Here is a 13742-nt window from a genome sequence, read left to right as displayed (position 1 = left end):
AGGATACATTTAAACTTCCTTCTTTATTCCTATTGTGTATTCTTCTCCCTCTATATCCCAACTATTTACCAGATCTCCACCTACTTTTCCAACTTCCACAGATTTGGCTCTGGTTTCCGACATCAAGTAGGTTCTGTATTTGTTTAGAACTTCCAGTTTGTCATCTGGTCCTTTGATGAACACAGTAACATAATCTGTGACGTTTAGATTAGCCATCTTTCTCATGTACTGAATCCTTCTTACAATGTCCCTGATTAGTCCTTCCTCTTCCTCCTGCTCTCCAATCTCCCTCGGAATGAGAATCATCCCGTCCGCAAAGGATGAGGATGAATAGTTTGATTTAACCTCTTCCCTTACTTTGATGTGTTCCCTAGTGAGAATTACTTCTGTTCCTTCAATCATTGCCTTATGTTGACCCTCTTTTAATATATCCTTAGCGATATTTTGTTTTTCACTCTCCACATATTTAATAACTTTAGGAGACAACTTTTTGAATTCCTTTCCAATCGCTCCCTTATCAGGCTCTACTATGAGTTCACTGAATTTATCTAGCATCGAAATGTCGTATAATTCTACCCTTTTTACATTTAGTAATGTCTTCAGCAATTCTATAGCTGGCTTTATTTTATCGACATACTCTGCCTTAGAGAACAGAATATAGGCGACCGAAATAGGCCATCTAAGCTTTATGTTGGCTTTAGCCCTAGCGTTCAAACTAGCCTCGGATATATTTTTGGCGATTTCAACAATCGATTCTATCTCTTTACTTATTAGCTCCTTTTTAGGTTCCTGTAAAATTTCCATTGAGACTGAGGGTTTCTTATCTGTTACAAACTTTTGATATACTTTCTCCGCAAAGAAGGGTATAACTGAAGACGAAATAATCAACCAGTCCTTAAGAACGTTATAAAGTATAGTATAAAGCGATAACTTATCTTTAGTAATTCCTTCATCCCAAGCTCTTTTTCTAGCTAACCTGAGATAGAATCTGCTGACATCCTCTACTAAAAATGTGAATAATTCGTTAGCCAAATCGTGCACTTTATAATCTCTCATAGCCTCATAAATTCTCCTTTGCATACTGTAAAACCTTGAAAGTAACCACTTATCCTCAATCCTAGCGTGTTGAAGGGCTTCGTCTAAGCTCATTTGGATCGGATCAAAGTTATCTAAATTCATGTACATTGAAGCGAATAGAAAGACATTCCAAGCTATCTGAAGGTCCCTAAGATTTAGTTCTAGATTTTTCCATGAAAATTTCGCATCTTCCCAAGTCGTATTCCTAAGTAACGTTAACCTTAATACGTCCCTTCCAAACTTGCTTATGACTGCAGAAGGTTCAACGTAATTTCCTAAACTCTTATGCATTTCTCTTCCCTGTTCATCCAGCATGAAGCCATGAACCAAAACAGACTCATATGGGGCTCTATCAATCAGAATAACTCCTGTCCTCAATAGACTAAAGAACCAACCTCTCAATTGATCATGACCTTCTAATACCAAATCAACTGGGCCCAACTCGTCCCATTTTGTTTTCCAATCTCTTCCAAGACTGGCAAAGAAAGCTACGCCACTGTCGAACCACACATCAGCAACGTCAGGTACACGTTTAGCATATTTGCCGCATTCTTTACATCTCACCACCACATTATCGATCCAAGGCTTGTGTAAATCCTCTGGTACTTGATTTACGGCCATTTCTTTTAGCTCCTCAACATTACCCACTACATTTAGGTGACCTTCCTCACATACCCAGATCGGAAGAGGATTTCCCCAGAATCTTTGCCTACTTATTACCCAATCCCTTAACTCAAGGGTCATATTTTCGATTCTCGTTTTGCCCCACGACGGTATCCAGTTAACTCTCTCTATTTCCTTTATCAGATCGCTTTTCAGTTGAGTTACTTTAATAAACCATTGATTGATAGCCCTCAATATCAGGGGCGACTTACACCTCCAACATACAGGATATCTATGGACAATCTTCCCAGAACTTAGCAGAGCGTTTTTTTGTCTAAGATCGTCTATAATGATCTGGGAAGCATCCCTAACGTTCAGACCTTTGTATTTACCTGCTTCCTCTATAAATTGACCTCGATCATCCACCAACATAACTACTGGCATTCCGTTTTGCTTCCCCTTCTCGAAATCAACATCACCGTGACCTGGGGCTGAATGAACTAGTCCAGTTCCTTCCTCTAAAGTTACATCTGCTCCACCATCTACAACTACGTGATATTTACCAATATTTCTCTGTGCACTAACCAAATCTTCTAAAGGATGTTCGTACTCTAGACCTAAAATTTCCTTGCCCTTAAACGTTCTAAGTATTTTGTATTTAGCTATACCAGATTCCTTCATTACAGTTTCTATTCTTTTAGACGCTATAATGTATACCTCTCCATTGGCCTCTACTTCAGCATATTCAGCGTTTCCGTTAATCATTGTGAAAACGTTTGATGGTAGGGTCCAAGGGGTAGTGGTCCATATTACGAGATACTTATTTTGACTTCCCCTTACCTTGAATTTCACGTAAATAGATGGATCCTCTATGTCCCTATACTCGGATACTTCATAATCAGAAAGCGTAGTTTCGCATCGAGGACACCAATGTAAAACCTGCACGTCCTTCTTAAGCATTCCCCTCTCGTGAGCTCTCTTTATAACCGCCCAGGAGTTGCTTATGAAAATAGGATCTAAAGTTAGATAGGGGTTCTCCCAGTCCATAAAAACTCCAACATTTTTAAAATTCTCAGTTAAGGAACGCAAATTATTCAAAGCAAAATTTTTGCACATGTTCACGAAGCTCTCAACGCCTACTTTCTCTAAGATCTCCCCTTTTCTGGAAACATTGAGCTGTCTCTCCACAGCCACTTCTATGGGTAGTCCATGGGTATCGTAACCTGGCTGATCGTTTACACGATACCCTTGCAACCTCCTAAACCTGAGGATGGAGTCCTTTATGACCTTATTCCAGACTGTTCCTATGTGAGGAACTGGGGCTGAAGGATAGGGTGGACCGTCTATAAATAGAAACTTCCTATTTAATTTTGAATTATACTCTTTTAATTTTTTATATATTTGATTTTCCTCCCAGTAGGCCAATATCTCTTCTTCAAATTTCCTCGGTTCAAACTTGGACTCCAATGGTTTAATGCTATGCGACCCTGACACGAGTGGGTATGTGTCCCGAGAATTTAAAAATACTACGTTATCTTAGAGTAAATAGCGTCTATCATATCGGTTAGCTTGGAATTTCCGCCGACATCAACGGTCAACTTTTTCCCTTCTTTGTAAACTTCGTTTATCGATTTATTTAGTGATTCTGCAGCATTAAGATATTTAAGATCCTTCGATATTTCATGCATCCTCTCTAACATCATTGCGACAGACAGCAGAAAAGCCGTGGGATTTACTATCCCCTTGCCTGCTATATCGAAAGCTGCACCATGAACTGGTTCAAATAAAGACTTAGTATCTCCTATGTTTGATGAAGGGGCTAGTCCTAAACTACCTGCTATCTGCGAGGCTTCATCGCTCAGAATGTCACCATAGACATTCGTTGTCACTATTACATCGAACATGTTTGGATTCCTTACTAGATTAGCCGCAGCGGCATCAACATACATCTCGTTATATTCTACCTTGTCCTTTAAGATGGATCTGCATGCCCTAGCGAATAAACCATCAGTAATGCGCATCACGTTAGCCTTATGTACTACTGTTACTTTTCTTCTCCTTCTTAACGCATAGTATAAAGCAACGTTAGCTATTCTAGAAGAGGCTTTGCTTGTTATCACCTTTAATCCTATCGCGACCCCATCAGCAATTTCATGCTCCATCCCCTTGTATAAGTCTTCTGTATTTTCCCTAACTATTAACACGTCCACATCTCCAAATCTATTGGGAACATTAGGAAGGGATTTAGCGGGTCTTATATTGGCGTACATATCATACATCTGCCTAAGCCTCACCACGACGTCCATTGCTGACTCCCCAACAGGGCCTTTGAGGATCATATCGGAGGATTCGATAACCTTAAGCGCAGGCTTGGGAAGAGCTTCACCATATCTCGAGAGAGCTGAATCCCCGGCCTCGATCTCAATAAACTCTACATCCAATCTATACATTTCAACTAGCTTGGATAGTATTTTTTTAGACTCGAAATATATCTCTGGTCCTACACCGTCTCCTGGAATTACGGCTACCTTGAAAACCATAGTGGAGCCTTATCTAGTCTAGCTTATAACCTTTTAACTCCAACTGACGCACTATTTCATCAAGGTACTGAGAAAGGGACGGATATGTCTTCCTTATTACATCTATCTCATAATTAATGATATACAGTAATCTAGACCTCTCATTCCCCGAGACTATGTCAAGTCTTGTCGTATGAACTAACATGTCTATAAAAAGTCCAGTACCTCTAGATATAGGGGATCGATCGCATGGCCCACTATCCTCTAGGAAGCGAACCCTAAACTCATAAGGATCTCCTAAGGAAACCAATTCACATCTAGCAATAATTGTACAATATATTTTTTCCGAACTGATAATTATTGGGAGACCGTAAAATAATTTATCTTGGTGCAGGAGTCCTCGTAGCCCTAAATAGAAAAGCTCAGGCCTATCCGTGATCATAATGGAACAGTAGGGGTACTGAAGAAGATTTTCAAGAGAAATCGAACCTCTGTACACCTTAAACTTAAACTCGTCCATGTATCTGAGACCTAATGGGGATATATTTGGAGATTTTCCTGAGGTCCCTACTAGAACCTCATATATCCCCGTAGCAGGAAATACTTTCTTAAATCCTTCCATTGGTCTAACATCCAATTAAGTGGAATATATGCAATACCACATGCTAGCTGGAAGTCCCTATGAGAGAAGATTTATAGATGAGCTTAAGGGACAGGTGGAAGACTCATCAGATGAGGTAAGAACTTATAAGACTGAAGTGTTATATTGGGAGTCCAAGTACCTTGAAGTAATTATTAATGGAGAGAAAATAACGTCTAGTGCAATGCCTTATTCAAAGAGCTTAGTTTTTAAGGGAAATTTAACCGTTGACCCATTAGGCTGTAGCCATAACGAGATTCTTTTATCTGTTAGAACCTCTTTAGCAGATATTTATTACGATATTATTGTTGCTAGAGAGAAAGGATGTCAAGGTGTAGTACTGAAAAATTTTAACCAAAACTTAGTCTCCGTCTCCCCTCCTTATCTTCAAAAGGGCCCCACTGAACCTCCGTTGCCCTTGATCGTCTTAGGGAACGGAAACGTTAAACATGGAGATAGAATAGAAATTTATCTTGACTCTGATGTAAAGATCTCTGAAGCGTTTTCCATCCATGCCATAAAGAACGGCAAAAGAAGAGTGTGTCTAGTCACTAATCACGATACGTGGATTAGTAGAGATAACTTAAGGAGATACACATCGCACCTTTTCAAAAATCTGTCGAGGGATCCAGAAGTCCAATGGGAATATCTATCAATGTCTGGAATTGAAACAGGTAGACCAGGATTTTCCTCACTGTATTGGAACTCTACAGTAGAGAAACTAATCCAAACCAAGAATTTTGATATTGACCTTGCCATAGAAATTAGAGGAGGTGAATGGGGTATAGAAATAGGGCCGGGATTAAGATCGAACCTGGGAAAAAGGGTGCCCGTCGAACCCTTATCGATCTCATATGAATTGGTCAGGGCAGGTATTCCTTCCATAATATATCATGTAAACTTTACTGAACCGAGTTCCTCAGATAATAAAGAAGCGATAACTAAAGAGACAAGAACTTTGGAAACTATTTCAAAGCTAAATTTCAATTTTTCTAATAAATCTATTTTAGAAGATTTCGTAGACGATATTAAATTATTGCCACCCGAGATACGCTCGTTTCTAGTGAATTTTAATGATAGAAAGTTAATCCAATCCAAGATAATTCTAAGCTTCTTGGGTAGGTATTGGGGATTACCTGGGAATATTAAATATGGAATTTTTCACTTGCTTTTAGCCAATAAAATATCTAGAAAATTCAAAATAACTTTCGCTGAGGACTATCCTGCCCTGTCAGTTAGGTATGAAAGTACGGAATTCCATAGACTTTTCAGATCTGAACTGGAAAAAACTCTTACAAAAACGTATTTAGATAGAATGTATAACGTCCTACAAGAATTCCTCTAACTCCTTCAGAGTTCTGATAACAAAGTCAGCGTACAGCTCAGGGTACTTCACCGATGATTTTCTATCTAGTAAAATAGACTTTAGCCCAGCCCTTTTGGCTGCAAGGCAGTCCTTCACCGGATCGTCTCCTACCATAACACATGTCTCTTTATTTGCCCCAACTCCTTCGCAAGCCACTATAAAGGGTTGTAGGCTAGGTTTAGGCTTAATATTATTTTCTCCACCTATTATGATTATATCGAATTTACCTATATATGGGAACCTTGAAATTCTAGACCTCTTATCCCCCCCTTCTCCATCACTATTTGTTATTAGACCTAATTTGTAGCCCTTTCCCTTCAAGTAATCTATAATATCAAGCGCATCGTCGTAAGGATAAGCCTCTCCTGCTACAGACCAGTACATGTTAGTCCACTCATATAGTTGTTCCTTCTCAGTGATTTCCAACCCGATTTGCTTAAGTGTCTCTGACCACCAAACGTTCCTGTCGTATACCCCTTCAGAATCTAACTTTTCAGCAATAAAGATGAGCTTTTCCTTTAAGTAATCTGGAGAAACGGATGTTGAGCCATTTTCTCGAATAAAATTAAAAATGTCTGACGAGACCTGTTCTAATGCTTTCCTTGATTTTTCTTGAAAATTTACTAGAGTATTATCATAATCGAAAAAAACTGCTTTAGTACCCGCGAATAAATTAAAATCCTCCATTTCATTTCACGACAAGAAGTCCTCAACCTTTGGTAATTCCTTGGGTAACCCCTTTCTTTCTCTTATCTTTAGGATTACATCAGTTAGGATGCTATCTGGAACAGGAGCCCACTTACTGAACTCTGTACCCCAGAATGCTCTGCCTCCAGTGGAACCTCTGAGGTCGCTGGCTAGCTCATAGGATTCTGATACAGGTATCTCGGCTAGCACTCTAGCGACGCTGCCTGACTGAGTCATATTTAGAATCTTACCCCTCTTTCGGCTTAGAACCGCTGTGACGTTACCCACAAACTCCATTGGCACTCTTATATCCAATTTTTGCAAAGGTTCCAAAAGCGTTGGCCTTGCCATTAGTAGTGATGCGAAAATGGCATTCCTAACCGCTGGATATATCTGTGCAGGACCTCTATGAGCTGGATCTTCATGAATTACTGCATCGTGAAGAACCACTTTCACCCCTCTTATTGGTTCGTGGGCCAAGGGACCTTCTCTCATGGCCAACCTGTAACCTTGAAGCATAGTATCAATGATCTCTCTCAGATGCTGAACACCGCTGGTCATATCCACTAGAACGTTAACGTTTTCATCAATCGCAATAATCTTCTTAGCTTCATCGTAATCCCACTCGGCCTGATCCCTTAATATTTTGGCCATCTCCTTGGAGTCCATATCCTCCTTTATAGTCCCATTAGAGATCAGTTCTACTGTTTTCTCGTTCAATGGTTCCACGCTAATGTAAAACTTGTTATGTTTGTTAGGAGACTTCCCTTCGAATACTTCGCTCTTATTTCTAATACTTTCCCTATAGACTACAATAGGTGGAGTAGTTACAACATCCACTCCGTAATTGTCCTTTAATAACTGAAGCGAAACTTCAACATGCAGAAAGCCCATACCTGAGAGTAGATATTCTCCAGTTTCTTCGTTTATTTTCACCACAAGGTTTGGATCCTCTATGCTTAGCTTTCTAAGGGCATCAATCATTTTGGTCAAATCCTTAGGATTCTTAGGCTCTACCGCTATGGTTACGACTGGCTCGGAGACGTAATGCAATTTCTCAAAGCTTCCCTGTAGATCCTTAAACCTCATGTCTATAAGCGTTTCACCAGATCTCGCCCTTTCAAGACCTAGAACTGCTGCTATGTTGCCTGCAGGTATCTCGTCCGCCAGTTCCCTGAATTGTCCCATGTAAATACTGACCTGTAGTACTTTTTGTGGAGCTTTTGCGTTTACCAACCATACCTCTGAACCTGGTCTTATGGTTCCAGAAAACACTCTACCAGTTGCTACCAACCCTGCGTGTGGATCTACCTTCATATCAGTTATCATCATGACTACTGGCCCATTGGGGTCAGCATTTAACATGGCTTTTGCGAGCTCGTTATCTAGGTCTCCTTTCCATATTTTGGGTATTCTATACTTTTGGGCATCAACTGGATTAGGAACAAATTTGATTACTGCATCCAATAGAGCTTCATTAATAGGAACTTGGGAGGCCAACTCGTTGATTTTAGTCTTATCTGTAGTGGAGTAAGCATCTATTACATGCTTCATGTTAATTCCCTTTTTCTGGGCCATGGGTATGCTAAATCCCCACCTATCTTTAGCCGAACCGAACACCACGTTTCCTAGGGTAGGATTTATGGACCACTTTTCCTTTAATTCTGGCTCCGCATAAATATTTATTAAATTATTAACTTCTTTGATAATATCCATTAATTTTTGCATCATCTCTTGAGGTCCAAGCTTCAGCTCTTTTACTAACCTGTCCACCTTATTGACGAACAAAATCGGCCTTACTCTCTCCTCTAGACTCTGCCTAAGAACTGTTTCTGTTTGAGTCATTACTCCTTCTACTGAGTCTACAACTACTATTGAACCGTCCAATACTCTTAAACTTCTAGTTACCCTACCGCTAAAGTCTACGTGACCGGGGGTATCAATCAAGTTTATTACGTAACCTTTACCTTCCACTTCGTGATATAGGCTTACGTTTGCTGCCTTTACAGTTATACCACGCTGCTGCTCTACAGAAAGATAGTCCAACGCTAGAGCTTCTCCAGCAACTTTAGGTGAAATTATACCAGATGCGGCAAGCAATTGATCACTGGTTGTTGTTTTACCGTGATCCACATGGGCTATAATACCAATGTTTCTTACTCTAGTTCTATCCTTCATTAAGCTTAGAACTTGTTCCGATGTTTTGTACTTGGGCAAACTGTATCACCTAGTATCGTAAACATGTAGTACTTTATTTAGAAGTATTAAAGTGTGATCATGAATTGTAGACAAAATTAGAACTTTAAACAAGTATAGAAGCCACGAAAGGTATTTCTTAAAAACCCTCATCAACCTGTTTTACATTAGAATATAAATAGTTCTATTATAACAAATTCAACAAGCTAATGGGGCTAAATTATTAATTTGCTGTGTGGCCTAGACATCACTAATAATGTGTTAAACATTTAGAAAAATTATCCTTCAATCTTCATTCATTTTCGTTTACCTGATCCAAAACTTAAGGTACCTTACGTCTTATCATTATCTATGAACTCAGAGAGAGAAGATATCTTATTGGATTGACGAGTGGAGTAGGGAGTATTGAATATCTTATAGATAAGTTCAGCCGTTTTCCTGCTTCCTATGGCTTTCTCGATATCGGCTACTGAGGAGTTACAAAGGTCTTTTATGGTATTGAACTCCGTCAATAATTTCACTGCGGTTTTACCGCCTACCCTTGGCAAAGACTCTACCACATAAAGCTGAATTTGGTCAATAGTCTCAAATTTCGGTTTATCGTGGAGAACAATGGGACCCTTATTGTTCGTCCCGTTTTGATATCTTTTAATAATGGAAAGAATTACGTCTGCGCTGTCCTTCTTGTTGGCAGAGTAAATAATCTTGGCGTCATAATCTATTGCTGCCGATACTAAAGCTGAATTAAGGATTTTCCATTTCTCCGTAACTGATCTTACCGCTTCTAAGCTTCCTTCAATTAGAAGGAATGTATTAAGATAGGTAGTTTTCAGTCTTGCTAGCTGATCAAAGAATCGCTTGTCAAAAATCGAACTCAATAAGTCAAAAACGTTCTTTCGTTCTATCACAACGTCCTGAGCTATTACGTAATCCCCTACAGATAATTGCTGGAAAAAAACCGTTACTCCATTTTCCCTAAGTAAATCAGGAATGCCTGACTGAGCTTCCCTTGTGTCAACATAAATTCTCAACACAGCTATGTAGTACGCAAGAAAAACTTTAAGCCTTTGGAGGCGCAGATCCCGGAGTTCCCTGCGGATAGTACTTCTGGACTAGCTCGTTGACTTTCTTCTGAAGATCCTCGAATTGCTTTCTAAGAAGACCCTCCTGTTTTTGATATGTCCTGCTCTTGAGCTCAAGTAGTTCTTTTCTTTCGTTCAACTCATTTTGAACATTGCTTATATTCTGTTTTACTAATAAATTTCCTACTATCTTGTAGATCGGTGAGTCTTGGGGAATACTTGCTAACTCCTTTAAAACTTCGTTGACTTCCCTTAGCTCGCTCTCGATTACGCTTTTCTCATAGGTGAGCCTCTCTAATTGACTTTGAAGTTGTTGCAACTTCAACAACTGAGTTTGTAAATCAGGTGGGATTCTTTCTGCCATCACGTTCTACCTCTTTTAGAGTGCTTAACACACTGTAAATCCAGAATATATAAGAGTTCATTATTGCCCTACATCGTGAAATCGTTTCGCATGTAAAAGATGTACCATCATCTTCGATGTTTACATATTTCTTGTCCATATCTTCAATCAACAACGAACTTGATAGAAGACTCTTTGTCTCTTTATCCATATCTTGGAAAGTAATTTTTATTTTTATCATGACTCTAAACCTAACATCAGTAATTCGTCTCCTTTTTTATTTTTGAACTTAATTTCGCAAAAGCTTGTTTCAGAAACTTCAGCAAAGGTATCGCATATGTTTTTATGCCTCGCTCCTGCGTCAACTAGAAACGAATTGACTTGATAGCATCTAGCTGTACTACTCTCAATACAGAGTCTCCTCCTTGTAACTCCATAATAGGGTACTTTATAATCGCTCATTAATCTCATGGCCTTGATACTAAAGCTATACATCCTCTGGTTGGAGGGTATACCGTATACGTCTATGACCGCAGGGTTACCTTTTCTTACACTAACTAAGATTAGTAGCCTTGCCCCAATCGATTGGGCAATGGAAAAAATTTCAACTATACTCCTCCTCCCTCTATTGACCTTCAAGGAGTTAGGGAGAACGTATTCCAAATAGTTAAGTAAACTTCTTGTCCTCGATGAGGGATCCCTAGAGCTTGTTATTAAAGTTTCAACTCGGCGTATATGCCGAGCCGGCCCATTTACTACCACACTTATTGCAACTCCAAACCCCAGAAGCTATTCTGTAGACTTTTCCACTGGTTTTACAAATGGGACAAACGTGATCCGAATATCGTTTTTCCATTATTTCGTTCCATCTTTTTCTAAGGGACGATCCATACCTAGGACCAAACCTGCCTGCAACACCCACAACTTTCTTACGAGCCATCAGCTTTCACCACCTTTAATGCCTAACTGGTTTTTAAGCTCTTCTAATAATTTCTGACTTCCCACCGAAGCCATGCTTTCAGCTATTTCGATCTCTTGTTTACTAAAACTTCCCTCTCCTGATTTCTGAATTCCTACTATGTGACCGCTAGGAATATATGAAAATGAAATTTTTGCATCCATAATTCCCTCTTCCTCAAGATCTGGATCCAAAACTAGAAACTTCCCTATTTTGGCCAAAGTAGAAGTAGCTACTGGATATCTTATTGGAAATGGACTTACTTTTTCCTCTTTTATTATGTTTATGGTACCGTTATCGTTGACAACCTTTGGCAATTTAGTATCATATAATGCGGCCACAGCAGCTAATGTACAAGCGTCTAGCACGTTGCCCCCATAATCGAGCACGGATATGTCAACCCATACTGTCCAAACCTTCTTCCCTGGGTCTATAACAAGTGAAGTCAAATCTATGGCCTTTGAATCCCTCAGGCTTCTGTCTACAACTCTGGACAACTCTATTGCGTTTTCATCTGGAGGACCAGGTTCAAACGTTTCGTAAGCTAAGGGTAATAACTCGGCATTAACTACAAGATTTCCTTGATTTGGAGTATCCGGATAAGGTTCATCCTCCGCTATTTTAACCCCAGCTAGGACAGTAGTATCGCCCAGTTTTACCAAGGCAGAACCATCGGCTTTTTTTGCGTAATTAAGAGTGATTGAAATTTGCCTGTAATCATTAAATTTTCTACCATCTGATCTAATTCCTCTCTCAAGGAGAGTTATTATGCTCTCCTTCTTAATCAAAGGTACAACGTTTTCCTTAATAGGTGTCATAGACATTTACGTTCCCTCTTCGTGAATTTCTGAAAACTTGTTCTTCAGGACTTCTTTTTCCATACTATATATAGTTTCTATTCCTTTATAGGCTAGATCAAGAGCTTTTTTAAATTCGTCCTGCGTCATGTGTCCATTGAGCTGAATAAGACTAATTTGCCCAAGAGACGGCATCATTGCTACGGGCATGTCAGCTTCCCCCCACATGTCTTCCGGTTCATTTAGATCTAGAACGATGACTCCGTCCGCCTTCCCTACTGCTACAGCAGCTATAACGTCTCTAACAGGTATCCCTGCGTCTACCACAGCAAGGGAAGCAGCCATTAATGACGCCAGTCTCGTCCCTGCATCTGCCTGAATAACTTCCATAAATATATCAATAGAGGATCTTGGAAACTGTTCCACCAAAATTGACGATTCTAGGGCCTCTCTTATTACCTTTGAAAGCTCTATCTCTCTTCTACTTGGAGCTGGACTTTTCCTCTCATCTGTTGAGAAAGGAGTCATGTGATATCTAACCCTTAATGTAGCTCTGTTGGGAAGTGCTAAATGCCTTGGATGCATTTCCCTAGGGCCGTATACAGCCGCCATTATCTTAGTATTTCCAACTTCTACCAAAGATGAACCGTCAGCGTTCTTTAGGACTCCAATCTCTAGTTTCATCGGCCTTAATTCGTCTGGTTTTCTACCATCCAGCCTTCTTCCATCATCTAAGATTAATTTAGGCTTCTGAACTTGTAACACTCTTATCACCTAATGATTCTTTTATCAGTTTTTTAATTCTATCAGTTAGTCCTTTAGTATGGGACTCTTTTTCTATCGTCCTAATGGCTATAAGAAGTACCTCCTCCTTCTCCTTTGAAGGACAGTTAGCCCAAACCCTTCCATTTTGTCCAACCAAAACATCACAGCCGGTCTCAGTTGTTAGCGTCTCCAGCATACTTTTACCCTTCCCAATTACCCTTGGAACCTTTACAGGTAGTATATCCACTACTGTTCCTGAGGTAACTCTACCTAGTCCCTTTCCCTTAACAGATATCTGCGGATCAGACGTCCTATCAAAACTGTCTACCTTGGCTATCACGTAGTCGCCTATATCAATATATCTTCTTAAATCCTCTCCGACGTTTGCTGGTCTTCCCAGGAGAGACGACGCTGGAAGATAAGCTGAATACGGTGCCTTGATGTCAGTTCGCCATCCATATAACTCTATATCCTCAACTAAGGCAATTACCGTGTCTCCTATCCGTGGATAGTAGTATGAACCTTCTAGAGGTATTACTTCAAAGAACGAATCCTTAACGTCTAAGATCCCTATTACAGATGCATAATATTTGTTATCTTGTTTTATAATGTAAGGAGACCAAGGAATCTGGAAAGATCCCTCTGCTATTAGATCTCCTGGAACTACTACTGTCTTATCCTGAAGATATATCTTGGTGTTTCCCGACAT

Annotated in this window: 13 protein-coding genes; 1 reads left to right on the top strand and 12 read right to left on the bottom strand. The window is 39.7% G+C overall.

All coding sequences use genetic code 11. The features are described from left to right. Nucleotides 1-9 precede the first annotated feature (9 nt). The 3 genes from ileS to GWK48_RS05610 are packed head-to-tail and all read right to left on the bottom strand — an operon-like array spanning nucleotide 10 to nucleotide 4821. Entirely contained in the window at nucleotides 10-3147 is a 3138-nt protein-coding gene (gene ileS / locus GWK48_RS05620) for an isoleucine--tRNA ligase (protein WP_174632579.1), read from the bottom strand. 59 nt (nucleotides 3148-3206) lie between these two features. Beyond that, nucleotides 3207-4220: an isocitrate/isopropylmalate family dehydrogenase gene (locus tag GWK48_RS05615; protein ID WP_174630367.1), complete on the bottom strand. Its 1014-nt coding sequence runs from the start codon at nucleotides 4218-4220 to the stop codon at nucleotides 3207-3209. A gap of 13 nt (nucleotides 4221-4233) precedes the next feature. Beyond that, on the bottom strand, nucleotides 4234-4821 hold the full coding sequence (locus GWK48_RS05610) for a DUF447 domain-containing protein (protein ID WP_174630365.1): 588 nt from the start codon (nucleotides 4819-4821) through the stop codon (nucleotides 4234-4236). A 28-nt stretch (nucleotides 4822-4849) separates the two neighbouring features. Here GWK48_RS05610 and GWK48_RS05605 point away from each other — a divergent pair, with 28 nt between their 5' ends. Beyond that, nucleotides 4850-6184, top strand: coding sequence for a hypothetical protein (locus tag GWK48_RS05605; RefSeq protein ID WP_174630363.1), 1335 nt, complete (start codon nucleotides 4850-4852; stop codon nucleotides 6182-6184). Here GWK48_RS05605 and GWK48_RS05600 read toward each other — a convergent pair. The 9 genes from GWK48_RS05600 to rrp4 form a co-directional block, all read right to left on the bottom strand. After that, nucleotides 6167-6892, bottom strand: a complete 726-nt coding sequence (locus GWK48_RS05600) for an HAD family hydrolase (protein WP_174630361.1) — start codon at nucleotides 6890-6892, stop codon at nucleotides 6167-6169. The two genes, GWK48_RS05605 and GWK48_RS05600, sit on opposite strands and share 18 nt — an antisense overlap. Before the next feature lie 6 nt (nucleotides 6893-6898). Continuing rightward, complete coding sequence (locus GWK48_RS05595; protein ID WP_174630359.1) at nucleotides 6899-9109, bottom strand: elongation factor EF-2; 2211 nt, start codon at nucleotides 9107-9109, stop codon at nucleotides 6899-6901. A gap of 311 nt (nucleotides 9110-9420) precedes the next feature. After that, nucleotides 9421-10122, bottom strand: a complete 702-nt coding sequence (xpf, locus tag GWK48_RS05590; RefSeq protein ID WP_174630358.1) for a 3'-flap repair endonuclease Xpf — start codon at nucleotides 10120-10122, stop codon at nucleotides 9421-9423. A 25-nt stretch (nucleotides 10123-10147) separates the two neighbouring features. Continuing rightward, complete coding sequence (locus GWK48_RS05585) at nucleotides 10148-10534, bottom strand: prefoldin subunit beta (protein ID WP_174630356.1); 387 nt, start codon at nucleotides 10532-10534, stop codon at nucleotides 10148-10150. 216 nt (nucleotides 10535-10750) lie between these two features. Then, the gene (locus GWK48_RS05580) at nucleotides 10751-11152 is read right to left on the bottom strand and encodes a hypothetical protein (RefSeq protein WP_217451761.1); all 402 of its coding nucleotides are present in this window, start codon (nucleotides 11150-11152) and stop codon (nucleotides 10751-10753) included. Between the two features lie 82 nt (nucleotides 11153-11234). After that, nucleotides 11235-11453: a 50S ribosomal protein L37ae gene (locus GWK48_RS05575; RefSeq protein ID WP_174630352.1), complete on the bottom strand. Its 219-nt coding sequence runs from the start codon at nucleotides 11451-11453 to the stop codon at nucleotides 11235-11237. Continuing rightward, on the bottom strand, nucleotides 11453-12295 hold the full coding sequence (rrp42, locus tag GWK48_RS05570; RefSeq protein WP_174630350.1) for an exosome complex protein Rrp42: 843 nt from the start codon (nucleotides 12293-12295) through the stop codon (nucleotides 11453-11455). Before rrp42 ends, GWK48_RS05575 begins: the two co-directional genes overlap by 1 nt. Further along, nucleotides 12296-13033, bottom strand: coding sequence for an exosome complex exonuclease Rrp41 (gene rrp41, locus GWK48_RS05565; protein WP_174630348.1), 738 nt, complete (start codon nucleotides 13031-13033; stop codon nucleotides 12296-12298). Next, nucleotides 13011-13742: an exosome complex RNA-binding protein Rrp4 gene (gene rrp4, locus GWK48_RS05560; RefSeq protein ID WP_174630346.1), complete on the bottom strand. Its 732-nt coding sequence runs from the start codon at nucleotides 13740-13742 to the stop codon at nucleotides 13011-13013. Before rrp4 ends, rrp41 begins: the two co-directional genes overlap by 23 nt.

Origin of the sequence: Metallosphaera tengchongensis, from assembly GCF_013343295.1 — an archaeon.
Lineage (GTDB): Archaea > Thermoproteota > Thermoprotei_A > Sulfolobales > Sulfolobaceae > Metallosphaera > Metallosphaera tengchongensis.
The sequence above is the reverse complement of the archived record's forward strand: the minus strand, read 5'-3'. Positions and strand labels throughout refer to the sequence as shown.